Origin of the sequence: Phytobacter sp. RSE-02 (genome assembly GCF_040578655.1) — a bacterium.
Classification (GTDB): Bacteria; Pseudomonadota; Gammaproteobacteria; order Enterobacterales; family Enterobacteriaceae; genus Phytobacter; species Phytobacter diazotrophicus.
Map to the genome: position 1 here is coordinate 266,291 of NZ_JBEULY010000007.1, position 19,164 is coordinate 285,454.

Consider the following 19,164-nt stretch of genomic DNA (forward strand, 5'->3'; position numbering starts at 1 on the left):
GCTCCTTAACGGATAATCATATCGTCGCGATGCACGGCGACCGGGCCATATTCATAGCCGAGAATGGAATCAATTTGCTGCGAATGATGACCGGCAACGCGACGCAGCGCGTCACTGTTATAGCGGGTAACGCCATGTGCAATATCGCGACCTTCGAGGTTACGGATGCGGATCACTTCACCACGGGAAAAGTTGCCTGTCACGCTTTTAATCCCTTTTGGCAGCAAGGAGCTGCCGCGTTCCAGGATAGCGGCTGTCGCGCCTTCATCAACGGTGATTTCACCTGCCGGAGGCGCGCCAAAAATCCAGCGTTTACGGTTTTCCAGCGGTGAAGCCTGCGCATGGAAAAGCGTTCCGACCTGAACCCCTTCCATCACATCGCCGATCACACCCGGCCTGCTGCCTGCGGCAATAATAGTATCGATACCTGCACGACAGGCGACATCCGCCGCCTGCAATTTGGTGCCCATCCCGCCAGTACCCAGGCCCGATACGCTGTCACCCGCAATCGCGCGCAACGCGTCATCAATACCGTACACATCCTTGATCAATTCAGCATCCGGGTTGTTACGCGGGTCAGCGGTAAAGAGACCTTGCTGATCGGTAAGAAGCAGGAGTTTGTCTGCACCCGCCAGAATAGCGGCCAGCGCCGATAAATTGTCATTGTCGCCGACTTTGATTTCCGCCGTCGCAACGGCGTCATTCTCGTTGATGACCGGCACAATGTTGTTGTCGAGGAGCGCACGCAGAGTGTCACGCGCATTAAGGAAACGCTCACGGTCTTCCATATCGGCGCGGGTTAACAGCATTTGCCCAACGTGGATGCCGTAAATCGAGAACAACTGTTCCCACAGTTGAATCAGGCGGCTTTGCCCGACGGCGGCAAGAAGTTGTTTCGAGGCGATGGTGGCAGGCAACTCCGGGTAACCCAGGTGCTCACGCCCGGCGGCGATAGCGCCAGAAGTCACAATAACAATACGATGCCCTGCTGCATGTAGCTGTGCGCACTGGCGCACGAGTTCAACAATGTGGGCGCGGTTCAGGCGGCGGGATCCGCCCGTTAAAACACTGGTGCCGAGTTTCACTACCAGCGTCTGGCTGTCGCTCATGATTTCTGCCGTTCAACGTAGAAGAAAAAAAGTAAACAGTCTTTGTAACAGGATCAGAGCCAACTTCCAACTGGCAGTTTTAACAACTTAAGAAAATCCTTGAAGCCAATCAGAAAACCTACTTACAAAACTTGACGCTTTTATGACACTACCTGTAAAACCTGCTTTGTAAAAAAATAAATAAGAATTGTCATAAAACTTTAATTCGCAGACGTTAAAACCTACGTGAATTTTTCACTCGAGCGGCGACGTTCAGCGATCTAAAGCGCGTTAATTACAATTAATCAGGAAACATAATGAAAAAAACTACTTTGGCATTAATGATGATCGGCCTTGGTGTTGTTTCTGCTTCTTCCAACGCTGCGGAAATCTACAACAAAAATGGTAACAAACTGGATCTGTACGGCAAAATCAAAGCCATGCACTACTTCAGCGATGATACCACTCAGGATGGCGACAAAACTTACGTACGTCTGGGCTTCAAAGGCGAAACGCAGATCAACGATCAACTGACTGGTTTCGGTCGTTGGGAATCTGAATTCGCTGGCAACACCGACGAAAGCAGCTCTACTCAGAAAACGCGTCTGGCGTTCGCTGGCCTGAAAGCAAAAACCTACGGTTCTATCGACTACGGTCGTAACCTGGGTATCCTGTACGATGCAGCGTCTGTAACCGATATGTTCCCGGAATTCGGCGGTGACTCTCTGACCCGTACCGATAACTTCATGACCAAACGTACCACTGGCGTGGCTACTTACCGTAACACCGACTTCTTCGGTGCGGTTGATGGTCTGAACCTGGGCCTGCAGTACCAGGGTAAAAACGAAGGTTCCCGTGCTGCTTCTAAACAGAATGGCGACGGCTTCGGTACCTCCCTGTCCTACAACTTTGGCGGCAGCCCGGTTACTCTGATTGCTGCGTACGCGAAATCAGACCGTACTGATCTGCAGAACACTCAGGCTCTGGGTAAAGGCGCTAACGCGGAAGCGTGGATTACTGGCGTGAAATACGACGCTAACAACATCTACCTGGCGGCTATGTACAGCATCGCGCAGAACATGACGCCAATCGGCAGCCGTGGTTTTGCTAACAAATCTGAAAACTTCGAAGCCGTTGCTCAGTACCAGTTCGACTTCGGTCTGCGTCCGTCCATTGGTTACGTACAGACCAAAGGTAAAGACCTGGAAAACGGTTGGGGCGATCAGGACCTGGTTAAATATGTTGACGTAGGCGCTACCTACTACTTCAACAAAAACTTCTCTGCGATGGTTGATTACAAAATCAACCAACTGGACAAAGGTGATTTCGCAACTTACGTCGGTTCAAGCTACGTTACCGACGACATCGTTGCTGTTGGCGTGACTTACCAGTTCTAAGTTTCGCATAAACGCACTTCACTGAAGAACATAAAGCACCGAACGATAACCTCGTCGGTGCTTTCTTTTTTCCGCCAGTATATGCAACAAAAAGCAAGAAAGGGCTATCGAAAAACCGTCGTGAAACAGCGCGCGACAGCGCGCCGTTATGCACACACGCCTGACTCAGAATGCCGTTTCCAGTGAATCGGTGACGCAATAGTCATCATCCACCAGTGGCAAATAGCGCCACTTATCAAACGCGGTACAGGGATGTGAAATGCCACAACCTACCCAGTCGCCGGGCTTTAAGGCATCCTCTTGCGGCAACAACAAATAGGCATGTTGATCGTTTACCTCGCTGATGCGCATGCCAGAAGCGGCGCGAGGAGCACTACCATCCACATTTCGCACCCACAGCGGATTCGGCAAGTCCTGGTCAAAGGGCACATCGCGGCGTCCGAAATCAACAAACGCCAGGCCTGGCTCAGGGCGCGATAATACCCTCCCCCAGATCTCCAGCGCGGGTTCAAAATGATGACGGGCTCCCGGTTGGGCAAACGGCGCGATGCGGGCATATAACCCGTTATCGTGCGCCATATAGGCACCCGAACGAATCAGCGGTGTGATCGGTAGTGATAACCTCGCCCCGCTAAAACAGGCGCTGACCACATCAAACCAGGCGCCGCCTCCGGCGCTGAGAATAATAGTGTCGCTGCTGAACAGTTGTTCCCCGGCCAACAGCGCAACCGTCGCGATCAGCATCTGGCAATAATCGCGCACCCTGGCGATACCCGCGGCATCACGCCCCGCACCCAGTGCGCCTTCGTAGCCCGCCACACCCACCAGTTGCAGGACCGGGCTTGCCGCTATCGCGGCGGCAATCTCCAGTGCTTGCGCGGATGAGCGACACCCCGTGCGCCCGCCACTGACCGACATCTCCAGCAGAACCGCAATGCGACTGTCGCCGAGATGCTGTTCCAGCAAACGCACTCCCTCCAGCGAATCAACATAGCAAAGGAAGCCATGGTCAGGATGCTGCTTTTGCCACTCACCTATCCAGCGAATACCGGCAGGGTCGACCAGTTGATTGGCGAGAAAAACATTACGGATACCAAACTGGCGCAGCGCGCGAACCTGCGCAGGCGTTGCCGCACTCAATCCCCAGGCACCACCTTCGGTGACGGCTCGACGCAGGATGGCAGGCGACATTGACGTCTTGCCGTGCGCTGCCAGCATCACACCCTGTTCGCGACAAAAATCAGCCAATTGCCGCAGATTATTCTCCAGCGCCGATTGCTTCATGAGCATCAGTGGAGAAAACACGCTATCGCTGGCCAGTACCGGCGTCCCCACAGGTAACGGCGCATCGCCACGGCCTGCAACAGATTTAAAGCGTGGCGCAGGTTGCAGCGCATCCAGCAGACCGTCTGCCACCAACGGAAAATGAATCGACATAACGCCTCCGATCAATGCTCAAGAACACGCGATAAAAACTGCTGGGTGCGCGGATTTTGTGGATTAACGAATATCTGCTCTGGCGATCCTTGTTCAGCAATCACCCCCTGATCCATAAACACCACGCGGTCTGCGGTTTTGCGCGCAAAGCCCATCTCATGGGTGACCACCACCATAGTCATCCCTTCACGCGCCAGGCTGCGCATCACCTCCATGACTTCGCCCACCAGTTCGGGATCGAGCGCAGAGGTGGCTTCATCAAAAAACATAATTTTCGGCTCTACCGCCAGCGCCCTGGCGATCGCCACGCGTTGCTGCTGACCGCCGGAGAGTTGCGCCGGATAATAATGCGCACGCTCAGCCAGCCCGACGCGCGTCAGGGCCGCCATGCCGCGTTTATTGGCCTCAGTCTCAGACAGCTTTTGCGCTTTTATCAGCGCCAGCGTCACGTTACCGAGCGCGGTTTTGTGGGGAAACAGATTGAACTGCTGGAACACCATTCCGACATGACCACAAATTTCCCGGCTGCGTTTATGGTCGTGCAGCGGCACATTGTTAACCCAGATTTCGCCCCCATCGGCCGTTTCCAGCCCGCTCATGATGCGTAACACGGTACTTTTGCCGGAACCTGATGCGCCAATCAGCACCAGCACTTCGCCGGGCGAAACATCAAGGCTGATCTCTTTCAGCACCTGGGTGCTACCAAAAGATTTGGTAATACGGCTCAGCGTAATGGCGGAATTGCTCATGAGAACTGGCTCCTGGTTTGATGATGTTGAACCCAACGGGAAAGCGGAAAGCAGACAACGAAGTACAGCACGGCCACCAGCGCATAAATCACTACCGGCTGACCGATACGATCAACGATCGCCTGGCCCTGGTGCATCAGTTCCGACATGCCAATCATGCTGACGATGGAGGTATCCTTAATCAGGGAAAGATACTGCCCCACCAGTGGCGGCAGTACGATGCCGCGCGTCTGTGGCAAGATCACGCTAAGAAAGGTCTGGCGTTTTGACAACCCAAGGATCCACGACACTTCCCATTGTCCTTTGGGTACCGCTTCGATCCCGGCGCGAAAGACTTCGGCGATATAGGCCCCCTGGTAAATACTCAAACCGAGGATACCGGCGGCAAACAAATTGATTTCATAGCCAAAATAGGCCACGCCAAAGTAGATAAACATCAGGGTGATCAACACCGGCGTGCCGCGAAACAACTCGGTGTAAAGCACGGCAATGTGGCTGGCGACCGGGACACGGCTGGTACGCAACACGGCGGCGAGCAGGCCAAGCAGCGTGCTGCCAATGATGGCCGCGACCGAAAGCAGCAGGGTGATCCACAGCCCCTCCAGTAGCAACGGCAACGAGGTCATTACCATATCGCTCATAGCGCATTCTCCCGTTTCAGTGGGTTAGTCAGCCATTTTTTTGCCCACCACCGGGCGGACTTTTTTACCGGCGTGACCAGTTGCGGATGAAATAAGCGGCTTCCTACCAGGTTACCGAGCCAGGAAAAGAGATTACTCAGCAGCAGATAGACCAGCGCCACCACGCTGAACGTCTGGATATAAAGCAAAGTGCGGGCGTTTATCACGGTGGCGGTGCCGGTCAATTCCGGCAGTGCAATGGCCGACAATAGCGACGTGCCGAGCAATAGCTGGATCAGGTTGTTAATAATGGCCGGCCACACGGCGCGCGCGGCCTGGGGCAACACCACACTCAGAAAGACCTGGCGGCGTGAAATACCTAAAATCCACGCGGCTTCCAGTTGCCCTTTCGGCACCGACTGTATTCCGGCGCGAAAGGTCTCCGACAGGTAAGCACCGACGTTAATGCCCAACGCCAGCACCCCCGCGGTAAAGGCGCTCATAGTGATGCCGAGGGAAGGCAGACCAAAAAAGATGATGAAAATTTGCAGCAACACCGGCGTGTTACGGATAAATTCCACATAGCAGTGGCTCAGCCAGCGTAGCGGCGCTACAGCCGAGGCTTTCGCCAGCGCGGCCAGCAAGCCGAGTGCGACGGCCAGCACAAACGCGAGAAGAGTAACCTGTAACGTCAGCCAGGCGGCGGCCAGGAAGGTCTCGCCGTAACTCCACAGGGTTAGCCATTGATAACTCATGCATGGACTCCTTTCTGCGGTGTAGCAGACCAAAGGGCGCTACACCGCAGGCAATCAGAATTGCGGATTCAGTGGGTAACGCGGCTTATCACCAAACCATTTTTGATAGAGCGTGGCGTTCTCACCGGACGCGTTGATCTCAAACAGGAATTCATTGAGGTAGTTCAGCCATACCTGGTCGCCCTGCTTCACACCAAAGGCGTTATATTCCAGCGGCACCAGCGCTTCGTTGGTGACCGTCAGGGTCGGATCAAGCCTGGCCTGATAAGCGAGGAAGTTATTATCCTCAATCATTGCATCAGCCTGCCCCTGCTTCACCGCCAGAATGGCCGCCTGGGAAGAGTCGTATTCCTGAATTTTGACCTCAATGCCCATACTGCGCACTTCGTCTCCGTTGGTTGACCCTTTCACCGTAGCGATGGTCTTACCGGCCATATCATGCGCCGATTTGATGCCGCTCTCTTTACGGACCAACATCGCTTCGCTCGCCACAACATACGGGTGGGTGAAACCGATCTCTTTGGCGCGTTCCAGGTTGCGCGTGAAGTTACAGAACACCACGTCCACTTTGTTGGTTTGCAGGTTAGGGATGCGGTTGGCGCTGGTGGTGTTCACCATTTCCAGTTTCACGCCCATCTCTTTCGCCAGCGCTTTCGCCAAATCGACGTCGTAACCATCCGGTTTGCCGTCTTTATCGTAAAAACCGAAAGGAGCGAAACTCAGGCAATCACCCACGCGTAACGTGCCGCGTTGCAATACGGTTTGCAGCGTCGATTGGGGAGTCGCACCCGCCACTTGCTTCTCTTCCGTGGGGGTACAACCGGCAACGGCCAGCAGGGCCAGCGTTCCGGCGATGATGTTTAACGAAGTTGCATTCATTGTTTTGCTCGCTTATTAAATGGAGACGACATAAAAAGCATCAGTTATTAACGGGCAGCCCTGGTGTGGGCGAATAAATAAAAATCTCAGTGTGTTATCAGATAAATAATATTATTTTCGGTCGGCGCGAAAGCATTTCATATCCACTTCCACTTTGCAGTCGACGACTAAATCTTGCACGCTACAAATACGTGCCGGTGGGTTTCCGGTAAATATCTCGCTGAAAACTTTATTAAAGGAACTGAAATAACGTGCGTCGGTTAATACTGCCGTGACGTGTACCACATCCTCCACCCTGTACCCCGCCTCGCGCATAATGGACAGGCAGTTATCAAACGCCAGGCGGGTCTGCTCAATGATCCCGCCTTCCACCACTTCGCCTTCGCGCATCGGCGTCTGGCCTGAGATATACAGCCAGCCATCAGCCTCAACGGCGCGTGCGAACGGCAGTTTCTGCCCGCCCGTGCCAGTGCCGCCTTCAATGCCATAACGCTTAATCGTCATGCAATGCTGCTCCTTTTTGTTCTGAGAATCGCCATGAATACCGCATCATAACTGTCTGGTATATCGGACTGTTATCTGCAATATCGGATAGAGCAAGATTTGCACAGGTTTTTTATTTTTGCAATATATCCCGATCAATTTAATTTTTTATGGTGTTGTGGCGATCGCAAAATAAAAAATGAATGGGAGGTATGGCAGAATGAAAATGTTACCAATGTCGTAATTTTAAAAAAATAATTTGCGCACCATGCGCTAAAATGAGGCCCCAAAATAGAACAAAGAAATATAAACGCCGGCAGTAAAATTTTAATTATCGGGGATGGGTTAACGACGACGCTGGGTGTATCATGCTTTTCTTTTTTATTGTCTTTACTGTCTGGCGCGACCGCCCGACTGCATCAGGAGAATTTGCTTATGCCGGACGAGAAGCCATCGCGTGCGCGCGGTGTTGACCGGGTTATCGACATTTTTCACCAGTTGCATATCGCTCGTCAGCCGATGGCGATGCGCGATTTAATCGAGGCCACCGGCGCGCCGCGCTCCAGTGTATATGAACTTGTCAGCCTGCTCAGCGAGGCCGGACTACTGGAAGTGGATGCCGACGGCGCAGTGTTCTTTGGCCGCGAAATGCACTATTACGGTGCAGATTATATGGCACATAACGATCTTATTCGCCGCTCACATCAGTTAATGGTTGAACTGGTCGCCCGCCATGGCGAGACGGTGCAGCTCTGTATGCTGGAGGGGAATAAGTACACCGTCGTGCTGTCGGAAAGTAATGCCCACCCGTTCAAAATCACGTCGGATATCGGCGTGCGGGTACCGATCACCTGGACGGCGACTGGCCGTCTGTTACTCAGTAATTGGTCGGACAGCGCTATTCTCAACCTTATCCCCGAAGAAGATTACCGTCTGGCAAACGGGCAAGTGCTCGATAAACAAGCCTTCCTGGAAGATATTCATCGTGCCGGACAGCAGGGCTATTGTCTGACTGAGGGGTTGTCGGAGAGTTTTACCTGCTGTATGGCGGCGCCGATTCGTTCTCGTAGCGGGCAGGCGGTCGCGGCGATCTGTTTTATGGTGAGTCGCGATACACCGGAGGAGCGCCGTCAAATGTTGCTCAAAGAGTTGATCGTTTCCGGCCAAAAACTGTCGGATTTCACCTGAGTCCGGCATGTTTTCCCTGCTCCGGCAGGCGGAAGAGCAGCCATCAACAACGACATAGCCAGTTGCGTTGAGACGTAAAAAATCCGGAATCAGCGGGCTGAATCCGGATTGTCTCTTGTCGGGGAATCTTTTTACTGCGCTTACACCGTCAGGTTAATCTCGTCAGAGAAATTTTCCGCAGGCTCCAGTTTCAGCTCCAGCGCCGCAAGGACCTCGCGGGCGCGACCATGAAACTCACGAAGCGTATGCTCCAGCCGGTCAGTCACTTCTGAATCTTTTATCTCGGTTGCTTTCCAGTTCCCGTCTTTATCGTACAGCCCAAAATGGTAGCTATAGGTAAAACGGTCTTGGTGCGCTTCCATTTCCATCCACCAGCCCCAAAATTCACGCTTCTCCGGCGCGGGCTTTACATTGACGCATACGGCCAGGCAATCAAAAAAGAAGCGATTATCGGCACACTGTTCTTCCCGAATATACGGGCCTAGCGCGGTAAACCTTTTAATGAGTTTGCTCTTGGGATGTCCACTCGGTAACGTCATTGCGATCTCCTTATGTGATGCAACTGTTTTACCAAATCAATCGAAATTAGCAATCCATTAACGCAATCTATCATTGATCCAGTCGGTAATGTCCCGCAGCGCCTTATCAAAATTGCGATAAACCGGATTAAACGGGATTTCGAGTAATTTACCATCCGCAGATGACGACGTGATTAAACGCGACTCCTCCTCCGGGCTGAACGGATCGTTTTTCCAGAAGCCAGACAGCATCGGCGTCGGGCAGCGCCGCCCCAGTAACCCCTGCGTTTTTAGCGAATAGCGATTCAGCTCAACATACAGTGACTCGTCCGACGCATTGTGCATACCAAGCCGACTGGCGAGCACGTCCATATACATCTCCGGCACGCGCCCCAGTTGCTGGGGGTTAGTGAGCAGCGCATGCACTACTGGCCCCAGACAGGCCACGGCTTTCAGGCGCGGAGACTCCAGATAACCAAGGCGGACCGCCACGTTGGCACCAAAGCGGAAACCAAACGCTGCCACGCGTGTATGGTCAACCCACGGAATGTTCGGCAGCGCTTTCAGCACGTGTTGATGCAGCAGGCTCGAATCCTGGGTAAGTTTCCATTTTGAGGAGAATCCCACAGAAGGCATATCCAGCGTCAGCATGGCGATGCCTTTCGGCGCAAAATAGCGTTCATACAGGTTGTAGTAATCGCTTTGCAGGCCATCCAGCCCGCCGCACATCAGGACGGTGGGAAAAGGTCCCTCCCCTTTGGGCATATGCAAGAAGCCAATCACCGGCGAACCGCCGGGAATCGCAAATTCCATCTCTTTCATGGTGCCCGGCAGACGCTGCGCTGCTTCTTCATAGGCGCGATTCGCCAGCGCCTGAGCCTGCTCTGCCAGCACATCCCCTTTAATATGCGGATAAGCGGCGATGCTATAGAGGTTTGACGCATGCAGCCAGTGCTGGCCGCTGAGGGTGGTATCCTGCTCCTGGCTGGCTTTTTGCTGCCACTGCATAGCCTGAGTGGACCATTCGTAGATCCAGTTGCCGCCGCGATACCCGACCACCGTATCGTAAAGTTCAGGGTCGGTATGTTCCGCCGTGCTCATGGCGATCCGCGCCTGTACGTCCAGGATCTCTTTCGGATCAACGCCACGCCAGATCCACATCAGTCGGTTGATCATCCGATACCAGTGGGGCGCATTGTTACCGTCAAGGGTGGATTCTACAGGCGACTGTTTGCTATGGGTAAGGCGACGCACCAGCGTTGAGGTTTCCGGGTGCTTGAAGCGGGGTTTGAACAGGGTTTCGCTGAGGTTAGCTTGTGGCATTACGCGCAGCCTCCATGAATACGTCGATGACGGTATTGTAACCTGGTGGATGCGAAAAAAAACAACGCCCGGCGATGCCAGGCGTTGTAAATAATCATAAAGAGAGGATTAACGACCAGAGATAGGCGGAACGAAGACCACGCCCATATCCCACGGCTGTTCAATCCAGGTATCCTGCGGGATATCAATCACGTAATCGTCAACCAGCGGACGCCCGGCCGGTTTAGCGAAAATAGTGACGAAGTGCGCTTTTGGGTACATTTCGCGGATAGCCACCGCGGTGCCGCCGGTATCGACCAGATCATCAATAACGATGAAACCTTCACCATCACCCTCTGCGCGTTTGATAATTTTCATTTCGCGCTGGTTGTCGTGGTCATAACTGGAAATGCAAACGGTATCGACATGGCGAATACCCAGTTCACGTGCCAGTAATGCGCCCGGAACCAGACCACCACGGCTAACGGCAATAATGCCTTTCCACTGTTCAGAAGGCATCAGGCGGTTTGCCAGTTTGCGTGCATGAATCTGCAACATGTCCCAGGTGACGACGTATTTTTCGCTCATGTGAAGTGTCCCAGCCTGTGTATATACGGCTTAAAAAGTGTTCTACGGGGAAATAGGTTGCGCGAGATTATAGAGATCTGTCGCGCTAAAAACCAGTGTTACCGGGCCGGGCTGGCGCTTTTTACGCGACGCGTACTAACAGAGAGACAATAAAGTGGTATTCTCAAGACCATCTCGCAATCCGGCCTTGTGATTGTTCTGTAGTTTAACCCTCGGACCTGCAAAATATGCTGGCAGGCCTTTTAAAGGAGACTCATCGTGTCTGAATTGTCTCAACTATCGCCACAACCGCTGTGGGATATTTTTGCCAAAATCTGTTCTATTCCTCATCCGTCTTACCATGAAGAAGAACTCGCCGCGCACATCATGAGCTGGGCGAAAGAAAAAGGCTTACATGCGGAACGCGATCAGGTTGGCAATATTCTGCTGCGCAAACCGGCAACAGCAGGTATGGAAAACCGCAAACCGGTTGTGCTGCAGGCGCACCTGGATATGGTGCCGCAGAAAAACAACGACACCGTACATGACTTCACCAAAGACCCGATTCAGCCCTACATTGATGGCGAATGGGTAAAAGCGCGCGGCACTACGCTTGGCGCCGATAACGGTATCGGTATGGCGTCCGCGCTGGCGGTGCTGGCGGATGACCGCGTTGAGCATGGTCCGCTGGAAGTGCTGCTGACCATGACCGAAGAGTCCGGCATGGATGGCGCGTTTGGTTTGCAGCCCGGCTGGTTGCAGGCTGATATTCTGATCAACACTGACTCAGAAGAAGAAGGCGAAATCTACATGGGTTGCGCCGGCGGTATTGATTTCATCACCACTCTGCCGCTCTCCCGCGAAGCGGTACCTGCGGGCTACCAGACGTTCAAACTGACCCTGAAAGGGCTGAAAGGCGGCCACTCCGGCGGCGATATTCATCTGGGTCTTGGTAACGCCAATAAATTGCTGGCGCGCTTCCTGGCAGGCCACGCGGCCGAGCTGGACCTGCGTCTGGCTGATTTCAACGGCGGTACCCTGCGTAACGCTATCCCGCGAGAAGCCTTCGCCACGTTTGCCGTTCCGGCCGATAAAGCTGAACAATTGAAAACACTGGCAGCAACTTATCAGGACATCCTGAAAAACGAGCTGGCGATGAAAGAGAAAAACCTGGTGGTACTGCTGGATAGCGTTTCCAGCGACAAACAGGCGCTGACCGCTGCTTCCCGCGATAGCTTCATTCAATTGCTGAACGCCACGCCAAACGGTGTGATCCGTAACTCCGACGTTGCCAAAGGCGTGGTCGAGACCTCCCTGAACGTTGGCGTGGTCACCATGCAGGACGACAGCGTGGAAATCATCTGTCTGATCCGCTCTTTGATCGATAGCGGCAAAGATTATGTGGTGAGCATGCTGGAATCGCTGGGCAAACTGGCTGGTGCAAAAACCGCACCGAAAGGCGGCTACCCTGGCTGGCAGCCGGATGCGAACTCGCCGGTGATGCATCTGGTGCGTGAGACCTATCAGCGTCTGTTCAACAAGACGCCGAACATTCAGATCATTCACGCCGGTCTGGAATGTGGTCTGTTCAAAAAACCGTACCCGGATATGGATATGGTTTCTATTGGGCCCACCATCACCGGTCCGCACTCCCCGGATGAGCAGGTACATATCGAAAGCGTGGGCCATTACTGGACGCTGCTGACCGAGCTGCTGAAAGCTATTCCGGCGAAATAAGTCGTAGCGTCCGCACCTTTTACTGGTGCGGACGCTTTTCCTTTTCTCTTCCCGTTACGCTCTTATTTTCACGCTTATCACAGCCCCAGCACCAACTGACGTTCTAATTGCGGATCGAGCAGCGTCACATGCAAACCCACTAAACGCACGCCGCGACCGCTACGCCGCTCATTCCAGGTTTTCCGCGCCGTCGCCAGCAAATCGTCTTTATTTAAGCGTGGCCAGACGTGTTCCTGGGTGGTGAGCTGGAAATCGGCAAACTTGAGTTTGACTCCCTGCCGGGCAATCAACAGATCGGGTTTTATCTTTGCCAGCCGCCGTTCCAGTTCCGGATAAAGGTGTTGGTTGATAATGGCTTCACACTCTTCCCACTCATGAATATCTTCTATCAGCGTACGCTCTACGCCAACCGATTTGCGCAGCCGGTCGCTACTGATATGTCGCTCATCAATCCCCTGACTGCGCTCCCACAACACGCGGCCAAATTTACCGAAGCGTTTTAGCAACATCGCCAGGTCACTGTTCTGCACATCTTCGCAGGTACGCAACCCAAGCGTTTCCAGTTTTGCCGCCGACACTTTGCCAACGCCCGGAATTTTACTGAGTGGCAGCGTACGTAAAAACGCCGGTACATCCGCAGGGGCAATGACATATTGCCCGTCAGGTTTATTCAGATCGGAGGCGATTTTCGCCAGGAACTTCACCGGTGCAATCCCGGCCGATGCGGTGAGTTGGGTTTCGCGGAATATGGTCCGCCGAATCTCTTCTGCCATTAACGTTGCCGAACCGTGGCAATGGGGGCTGTCGGTCACATCCAGATACGCTTCATCCAGCGACAGAGGCTCAATCAGGCTTGTATAACGGGAAAAGATTTCGCGGATCTGGTGAGAGGCTTCCCGGTAGGCTTCAAAGCGCCCCGGTAATAAGGTGAGATGCGGGCAGAGCTTTAACGCCATTGCCGTGGGCATGGCGCTGCGCACGCCATATTTACGCGCCGGATAATTAGCCGTGCTGATAACGCCGCGCTGAACCCGGCTGCCGCCGATAGCGATAGGGATATCCCGCAGAGCCGGGTTATCACGCATCTCCACCGCCGCAAAAAAGCAGTCCATATCGACATGTATGATTTTGCGCATACGCTCACCTTATCGGATACTGGATAAGTATACAGCATTATTACCCAGAATGAGAAGAGAGGGGAAAAAAGTGAATTCGCAGTGAAAAAAACGCCCAATAGCGCTGTTATTTCTGGGGTTTTCATCAGACAATATTTAACAGGGGGACCGCTGCAAAAAACTAATTTGTAAACTCAGCGATCCGGGCTTGCGAAAAACTACCGTGATGCTACTGTGGGCGCACCCAATCCAGATTAATCTGAATTTATGGGATTCTTTTGCCGTCCTGGCAATGTGGTAACCGTTTTATCAAGGAAACAAGCAGTATGCGCAAAATCGCATTTTTTCTTGCGATGCTTCTGATGCCGTGCGTCTCGTTTGCCAGCTTATTAAGCAGCAATGGTTCAACAACGCCGATCAGCAAAGAATATAAGCAGCAGTTGATGGGATCGCCGGTATACATCCAGATCTTCAAAGAAGAGCGTACCCTTGATCTCTACGTCAAAATGGGTGAGCAATATCAGCTCCTAAATAGTTACAAAATTTGTAACTACTCCGGCGGCCTGGGTCCGAAACAGCGTCAGGGCGATTTCAAAAGCCCGGAAGGGTTCTATTCCATTCAGCGCAGCCAGCTAAAACCGGATAGCCGTTTTTATAAAGCCATCAATATTGGTTTTCCTAACGCCTATGACCGTGCCCACGGTTATGAAGGGAAATACCTGATGATCCACGGCGCGTGCGTGTCGATTGGCTGCTACGCCATGACCGATTCGCAAATCGACGAGATTTTCCAGTTTGTCACCGCCGCGCTGGTGTTTGGTCAGGAAAGCGTGCAACTGAGCATCTACCCGTTCCGTATGACGGACGCGAATATGCAGCGTCACAAATATTCGACCTATGCGAAATTCTGGGAACAGTTAAAACCGGGTTATGACTTCTTCCAGCAGACGCAGAAACCGCCTGTGGTCTCTGTTGTTGACGGGAACTACGTGGTCAGCAAACCGCTGAGCCACGAAGTTATTCACCCGCAGTTGGCGTCAAACTATACGCTCCCCGAGACAAAATAATGCCCATTCGCCTGGCATAATCTTTTGCCAGGTTTCATTGCCCGTTAGCGGCTGGGTAGCAATCACGGTAACCACATCGTTAGGTGTGGTTTCCCGCTGAAAATCAATTTCCACATCCTGATCCAGCAGTTTCGCCACGCCAAACGGTGCCCGACGGGTAATGCAGAACAGATTGGTCGAGCAGAACGCCATGACATAACGCCCATCCGACAGCAGCATATTAAAAACACCCTTCCCACGCAGTTCAGTCGCCAGCGTCGCGATGTATTTAAATACCGCTTCCATATTGCCCGGAGTACGCGGATAGCGCGTGGTGAGTTTGTGCAGCAGCCAGCAGAAAGCTTTTTCGCTGTCGGTTTCCCCGACAGGACGAAAGTTGCCGGTCTCCAGCGATTTATACCCGGTTAACTGCCCGTTATGGGCGTAGGTCCAGTTGCGTCCCCAGAGTTCACGGGTAAAGGGGTGCGTGTTTTCCAGCGCCACTTCACCACGGTTCGCCTGGCGAATATGGGCCACCACCGAGCAGGACTTTATCGGGTACTCCTGCACCAGACGGGCAATCGGAGAGTTAAAGCTGGGTTGCGGGTCTTTAAACGTACGACAGCCTTTGCCTTCGTAAAAGGTGATACCCCAGCCATCTTTATGCGGCCCGGTTCCCCCACCGCGCTGAACAAGCCCGGTGAAACTAAAGCAAATATCGGTTGGCACATTGGCGCTCATCCCGAGCAGTTCGCACATTCAACACCCCCAAACGCCCAAATATGGAGAAGGCGTAATTGTTGCAGCCAGTTTGAACACGAACAGCGCGTAAGAACCGGAGCGTACACCGGGTACGTGAGGATCCTGAGCACTGCCCTGGTTCAAACTGGCAAATAAAATAGCCTTCTTACGCTTTTACCATCTCTTTTTCGATCAGCATAATCAGGATATGGATCACTTTGATGTGGATTTCCTGAATACGGTCGGCGTAACCAAAGTGCGGTACACGGATTTCAACGTCGGCAGTACCTGCCATTTTGCCGCCATCTTTACCGGTCAGCGTGATGATTTTCATGCCCTGCGCGCGCGCCGCGTCAATCGCTTTAATGACATTACCAGAATTACCGGAAGTAGAAATACCTAACAGTACATCCCCTGCACGGCCAACGGCTTCAACATAGCGAGAGAAAACATGGTCGTAACCAAAGTCATTACTGACGCAGGAGAGATGGCTCACATCAGAAATCGCAATCCCCGGATAACCCGGACGGTTTTCACGATAGCGTCCCGTTAACTCTTCGGCAAAGTGCATCGCATCACAGTGGGAACCACCATTGCCGCAGGACAATACCTTACCGCCGGCTTTGAAGCTGTCAGCCAGCAGAACCGCTGCACGCTGAATGGCGTGAATATTGGCATCGTCTTTTAAAAAGTTTGCCAGCGTTTCCGCTGCTTCGTTCAGTTCGTTACGAATCAGATCCTGGTACATGAGGATATCCTTCAGTATGAAAGCAGTATGAATATAAATTCTCGCGCGCAGTTTACCGGATAGCATGGCAAGCGAGAAGCTAAAGCCATGGTGATCGTCGGGGGTTTTCGTTTTTCGTGCCACATTCCTCCCCAACAATGTGAACCAGGTTGTAATTATTTTGTAAACACATTGCTAAAAGAAATAACATCCACTACAACCATATCATCACAAGTGGTCAGACCTCCTACAAGCAAGGGAGCTTTTCTCTATGATGATTTTGAGTCTTCTCGCAACTGTTGTACTACTCGGCGTGTTGTTCTATCACCGGGTGAGTCTGCTGCTCAGCAGCGTAATCCTCCTGGCATGGACTGCCGCGCTTGGCGCTTCAGGTCTGTGGTCCATCTGGGTATTGGTGCCGTTGGCCATTATCCTTGTGCCCTTCAACTTTGTGCCGATGCGTAAATCGCTGATCTCTGCGCCGGTCTTCCGCGGCTTTCGTAAGGTGATGCCGCCGATGTCCCGTACGGAAAAAGAAGCTATCGATGCCGGTACAACCTGGTGGGAAGGCGATCTGTTCCGCGGTAATCCTGACTGGAAAAAACTGCACAATTACCCGCAGCCGCGCCTGACCGCCGAAGAACAGGCCTTTATTGATGGCCCGGTGGAAGAAGCCTGCCGTATGGCTAACGACTTTCAGATTACCCATGAAATGGCCGATTTACCGCCAGAACTGTGGGCATATCTGAAAGAACATCGCTTCTTCGCGATGATCATTAAAAAAGAGTACGGCGGCCTGGAATTCTCCGCTTACGCCCAGTCCCGCGTATTGCAAAAACTCTCCGGGGTTTCCGGTATCCTGGCGATCACCGTCGGCGTACCTAACTCTTTAGGGCCGGGCGAACTGCTGCAACATTACGGCACCGAAGAGCAGAAAAATCATTACTTACCCCGTCTGGCGCGTGGACAGGAAATTCCGTGCTTCGCACTGACCAGCCCGGAAGCCGGTTCCGATGCGGGCGCCATCCCGGACACCGGCGTCGTCTGCATGGGCGACTGGCAGGGTGAACAGGTGCTCGGTATGCGCCTGACCTGGAACAAACGCTATATCACGCTGGCGCCTATCGCGACCGTACTGGGCCTGGCGTTTAAACTCTCTGACCCGGAAAAACTGCTGGGTAGCGAAGAAGATCTCGGTATTACCTGTGCGCTGATCCCCACCAACACCCCGGGCGTTGAAATTGGTCGTCGTCACTTCCCGCTGAACGTCCCGTTCCAGAACGGTCCGACGCGTGGTCAGGATATCTTCGTACCGATTGATTACATCATCGGCGGTCCGAAAATGGCCGGACAGGGCTGGCGTATGCTGGTGGAATGTCTGTCCGTGGGCCGTGGTATCACCCTGCCATCCAACTCCACGGGCGGCCTGAAATCAGTGGCGCTGGGTATTGGCGCCTATGCTCATATCCGTCGTCAGTTCAAAGTCGCTATCGGTAAGATGGAAGGGATCGAAGAACCACTGGCACGTATCGCGGGTAACGCCTATGTGATGGATGCTGCTGCCGCGTTGATTACGTACGGCATTATGCTCGGTGAGAAACCGGCGGTGCTCTCCGCCATTGTGAAGTATCACTGTACTCACCGTGGCCAGCAGTCAATCATTGACGCAATGGATATCGCTGGCGGTAAAGGCATTATGCTCGGCGAAGGTAACTTCCTGGCTCGCGCCTATCAGGGCGCACCGATTGCCATCACCGTTGAAGGGGCCAATATTCTGACCCGCAGCATGATGATCTTCGGTCAGGGCGCGATTCGCTGCCATCCGTACGTGCTGGATGAAATGGCCGCCGCGCAAAACAATGACGTGGATGCGTTCGACAAACTGCTGTTTAAACATATCGGGCATGTGGGTAGCAATAAGATGCGTAGCTTCTGGCTGGGGCTGACGCGCGGGCTGACCAGTTCGGCCCCGACCAGTGATTCAACCAAACGCTACTATCAGCATATCAATCGCTTAAGTGCCAACCTCGCGCTGCTGTCGGATGTGTCGATGGCGGTACTGGGCGGTAGCCTGAAACGTCGTGAACGTATCTCGGCACGTCTCGGGGATATCTTAAGTCAGGTGTTCCTCGCCTCTGCGGTGCTGAAACGCTATGACGATGAAGGCCGCCATGAGATGGATCTGCCGCTGGTGCACTGGGGCGTACAGGACGCGCTGTATCAGGCTGAACAGGCGATGGACGATCTGCTGGCCAACTTCCCGAACCGTGTGGTCGCGGGTCTGCTGCGGGTGGTGATTTTCCCGACCGGTCGTCACTACCTGGCACCGTCCGATAAGCTGGATCATCAGGTCGCTAAGATTCTGCAAACGCCGTGCGCCACCCGTTCGCGTATTGGTCGTGGTCAGTACCTGACGCCGAGCGAACATAACCCGGTCGGTCTGCTGGAAGAGGCGCTGCTTGACGTGATCGCCGCCGACCCGATTCATCAGCGCATTTGTAAAGAACTCGGTAAAAACCTGCCGTTCACACGTCTGGACGTGCTGGCAAGAGAGGCGCTGGCCGGCGGGCTTATCAATCAGGATGAAGCTGAGATCCTGACAAAAGCCGAAACCAGCCGTCTGCGCAGTATCAATGTCGACGATTTCGAACCGGAAGAGCTGGCAACACAGCCGGTAAAAACGCCGGAAAAGGTGCGTAAGCCTCAGGCTGCATAACGCCCCCTTCGAGAGACCCTGACCCCGCTGCGTGCGGGGTTTTTTATTACCACAAATTCCCTTTTTCTCGTGCTAAAGTGTAAAAATGCTGTTTAAGGG

Annotated in this window: 18 protein-coding genes; 5 read left to right on the forward strand and 13 right to left on the reverse strand. The window is 53.4% G+C overall.

The window, feature by feature from the left end; translation table 11 throughout:
* Window positions 1-5 precede the first annotated feature (5 nt).
* Window positions 6-1,109: a glutamate 5-kinase gene (gene proB, locus ABU190_RS16815; RefSeq protein ID WP_047371693.1), complete on the reverse strand. Its 1,104-nt coding sequence runs from the start codon at window positions 1,107-1,109 to the stop codon at window positions 6-8.
* Window positions 1,110-1,405: 296 nt separating this feature from the next.
* Between proB and ABU190_RS16820 the strand changes: the two genes are divergently transcribed.
* Window positions 1,406-2,485, forward strand: a complete 1,080-nt coding sequence (locus ABU190_RS16820; protein ID WP_354691904.1) for a porin — start codon at window positions 1,406-1,408, stop codon at window positions 2,483-2,485.
* 165 nt (window positions 2,486-2,650) lie between these two features.
* On the opposite strand, the gene ABU190_RS16825 is transcribed toward ABU190_RS16820, so the two are convergent.
* From ABU190_RS16825 to ABU190_RS16850, 6 genes are all read right to left on the reverse strand, one after another.
* Entirely contained in the window at window positions 2,651-3,922 is a 1,272-nt protein-coding gene (locus tag ABU190_RS16825; RefSeq protein ID WP_354691905.1) for an alanine racemase, read from the reverse strand.
* An 11-nt stretch (window positions 3,923-3,933) separates the two neighbouring features.
* Window positions 3,934-4,671, reverse strand: coding sequence for an amino acid ABC transporter ATP-binding protein (locus tag ABU190_RS16830; RefSeq protein WP_071195908.1), 738 nt, complete (start codon window positions 4,669-4,671; stop codon window positions 3,934-3,936).
* Window positions 4,668-5,312 (reverse strand): amino acid ABC transporter permease, encoded by a 645-nt coding sequence (locus ABU190_RS16835; RefSeq protein ID WP_071195909.1) that lies wholly within the window; start codon window positions 5,310-5,312, stop codon window positions 4,668-4,670. Before ABU190_RS16835 ends, ABU190_RS16830 begins: the two co-directional genes overlap by 4 nt.
* Entirely contained in the window at window positions 5,309-6,046 is a 738-nt protein-coding gene (locus tag ABU190_RS16840) for an amino acid ABC transporter permease (protein WP_110295572.1), read from the reverse strand. Before ABU190_RS16840 ends, ABU190_RS16835 begins: the two co-directional genes overlap by 4 nt.
* 54 nt (window positions 6,047-6,100) lie before the next feature.
* The gene (locus ABU190_RS16845) at window positions 6,101-6,925 is read right to left on the reverse strand and encodes a transporter substrate-binding domain-containing protein (RefSeq protein ID WP_354691906.1); all 825 of its coding nucleotides are present in this window, start codon (window positions 6,923-6,925) and stop codon (window positions 6,101-6,103) included.
* 111 nt (window positions 6,926-7,036) lie between these two features.
* Window positions 7,037-7,429: a RidA family protein gene (locus ABU190_RS16850; protein ID WP_047371700.1), complete on the reverse strand. Its 393-nt coding sequence runs from the start codon at window positions 7,427-7,429 to the stop codon at window positions 7,037-7,039.
* A gap of 414 nt (window positions 7,430-7,843) precedes the next feature.
* On the opposite strand from ABU190_RS16850, the gene ABU190_RS16855 reads away from it, so the two are divergent.
* Entirely contained in the window at window positions 7,844-8,596 is a 753-nt protein-coding gene (locus tag ABU190_RS16855) for an IclR family transcriptional regulator (RefSeq protein WP_071195911.1), read from the forward strand.
* 140 nt (window positions 8,597-8,736) lie between these two features.
* On the opposite strand, the gene crl is transcribed toward ABU190_RS16855, so the two are convergent.
* The 3 genes from crl to gpt form a co-directional block, all read right to left on the reverse strand.
* Window positions 8,737-9,135 (reverse strand): sigma factor-binding protein Crl, encoded by a 399-nt coding sequence (gene crl / locus ABU190_RS16860; RefSeq protein ID WP_041852627.1) that lies wholly within the window; start codon window positions 9,133-9,135, stop codon window positions 8,737-8,739.
* A gap of 57 nt (window positions 9,136-9,192) precedes the next feature.
* Window positions 9,193-10,437: an esterase FrsA gene (gene frsA / locus ABU190_RS16865; protein ID WP_041852628.1), complete on the reverse strand. Its 1,245-nt coding sequence runs from the start codon at window positions 10,435-10,437 to the stop codon at window positions 9,193-9,195.
* Window positions 10,438-10,545: 108 nt separating this feature from the next.
* Window positions 10,546-11,004 (reverse strand): xanthine phosphoribosyltransferase, encoded by a 459-nt coding sequence (gene gpt, locus ABU190_RS16870; protein ID WP_041852629.1) that lies wholly within the window; start codon window positions 11,002-11,004, stop codon window positions 10,546-10,548.
* A gap of 258 nt (window positions 11,005-11,262) precedes the next feature.
* Here gpt and pepD point away from each other — a divergent pair, with 258 nt between their 5' ends.
* Window positions 11,263-12,720 (forward strand): cytosol nonspecific dipeptidase, encoded by a 1,458-nt coding sequence (gene pepD, locus ABU190_RS16875; protein ID WP_110295571.1) that lies wholly within the window; start codon window positions 11,263-11,265, stop codon window positions 12,718-12,720.
* Between the two features lie 77 nt (window positions 12,721-12,797).
* Here pepD and dinB read toward each other — a convergent pair whose 3' ends face one another.
* A complete protein-coding gene (dinB, locus tag ABU190_RS16880; RefSeq protein WP_041852631.1) occupies window positions 12,798-13,856 on the reverse strand; it encodes a DNA polymerase IV in 1,059 nt (352 codons plus the stop codon).
* A 305-nt stretch (window positions 13,857-14,161) separates the two neighbouring features.
* On the opposite strand from dinB, the gene dpaA reads away from it, so the two are divergent.
* Window positions 14,162-14,902, forward strand: coding sequence for a peptidoglycan meso-diaminopimelic acid protein amidase (gene dpaA, locus ABU190_RS16885; protein WP_041852632.1), 741 nt, complete (start codon window positions 14,162-14,164; stop codon window positions 14,900-14,902).
* On the opposite strand, the gene ABU190_RS16890 is transcribed toward dpaA, so the two are convergent.
* Together ABU190_RS16890 and lpcA are read right to left on the reverse strand one after the other, a co-directional pair.
* The gene (locus ABU190_RS16890) at window positions 14,873-15,640 is read right to left on the reverse strand and encodes a class II glutamine amidotransferase (protein WP_041852633.1); all 768 of its coding nucleotides are present in this window, start codon (window positions 15,638-15,640) and stop codon (window positions 14,873-14,875) included. The two genes, dpaA and ABU190_RS16890, sit on opposite strands and share 30 nt — an antisense overlap.
* A gap of 148 nt (window positions 15,641-15,788) precedes the next feature.
* On the reverse strand, window positions 15,789-16,370 hold the full coding sequence (lpcA, locus tag ABU190_RS16895; RefSeq protein ID WP_354691907.1) for a D-sedoheptulose 7-phosphate isomerase: 582 nt from the start codon (window positions 16,368-16,370) through the stop codon (window positions 15,789-15,791).
* Between the two features lie 250 nt (window positions 16,371-16,620).
* Between lpcA and fadE the strand changes: the two genes are divergently transcribed.
* The gene (gene fadE / locus ABU190_RS16900) at window positions 16,621-19,065 is read left to right on the forward strand and encodes an acyl-CoA dehydrogenase FadE (RefSeq protein ID WP_354691908.1); all 2,445 of its coding nucleotides are present in this window, start codon (window positions 16,621-16,623) and stop codon (window positions 19,063-19,065) included.
* The last annotated feature ends 99 nt before the right edge of the window (window positions 19,066-19,164 follow it).

Coding starts and splice junctions, on each gene's coding strand:
- proB (WP_047371693.1), bottom strand. CDS start 1,109: ATGAGCGACAGCCAGACGCTGGTAGTGAAACTCGGCACCAGTGTTTTA.
- ABU190_RS16820 (WP_354691904.1), top strand. CDS start 1,406: ATGAAAAAAACTACTTTGGCATTAATGATGATCGGCCTTGGTGTTGTT.
- ABU190_RS16825 (WP_354691905.1), bottom strand. CDS start 3,922: ATGTCGATTCATTTTCCGTTGGTGGCAGACGGTCTGCTGGATGCGCTG.
- ABU190_RS16830 (WP_071195908.1), bottom strand. CDS start 4,671: ATGAGCAATTCCGCCATTACGCTGAGCCGTATTACCAAATCTTTTGGT.
- ABU190_RS16835 (WP_071195909.1), bottom strand. CDS start 5,312: ATGAGCGATATGGTAATGACCTCGTTGCCGTTGCTACTGGAGGGGCTG.
- ABU190_RS16840 (WP_110295572.1), bottom strand. CDS start 6,046: ATGAGTTATCAATGGCTAACCCTGTGGAGTTACGGCGAGACCTTCCTG.
- ABU190_RS16845 (WP_354691906.1), bottom strand. CDS start 6,925: ATGAATGCAACTTCGTTAAACATCATCGCCGGAACGCTGGCCCTGCTG.
- ABU190_RS16850 (WP_047371700.1), bottom strand. CDS start 7,429: ATGACGATTAAGCGTTATGGCATTGAAGGCGGCACTGGCACGGGCGGG.
- ABU190_RS16855 (WP_071195911.1), top strand. CDS start 7,844: ATGCCGGACGAGAAGCCATCGCGTGCGCGCGGTGTTGACCGGGTTATC.
- crl (WP_041852627.1), bottom strand. CDS start 9,135: ATGACGTTACCGAGTGGACATCCCAAGAGCAAACTCATTAAAAGGTTT.
- frsA (WP_041852628.1), bottom strand. CDS start 10,437: ATGCCACAAGCTAACCTCAGCGAAACCCTGTTCAAACCCCGCTTCAAG.
- gpt (WP_041852629.1), bottom strand. CDS start 11,004: ATGAGCGAAAAATACGTCGTCACCTGGGACATGTTGCAGATTCATGCA.
- dinB (WP_041852631.1), bottom strand. CDS start 13,856: ATGCGCAAAATCATACATGTCGATATGGACTGCTTTTTTGCGGCGGTG.
- dpaA (WP_041852632.1), top strand. CDS start 14,162: ATGCGCAAAATCGCATTTTTTCTTGCGATGCTTCTGATGCCGTGCGTC.
- ABU190_RS16890 (WP_041852633.1), bottom strand. CDS start 15,640: ATGTGCGAACTGCTCGGGATGAGCGCCAATGTGCCAACCGATATTTGC.
- lpcA (WP_354691907.1), bottom strand. CDS start 16,370: ATGTACCAGGATCTGATTCGTAACGAACTGAACGAAGCAGCGGAAACG.
- fadE (WP_354691908.1), top strand. CDS start 16,621: ATGATGATTTTGAGTCTTCTCGCAACTGTTGTACTACTCGGCGTGTTG.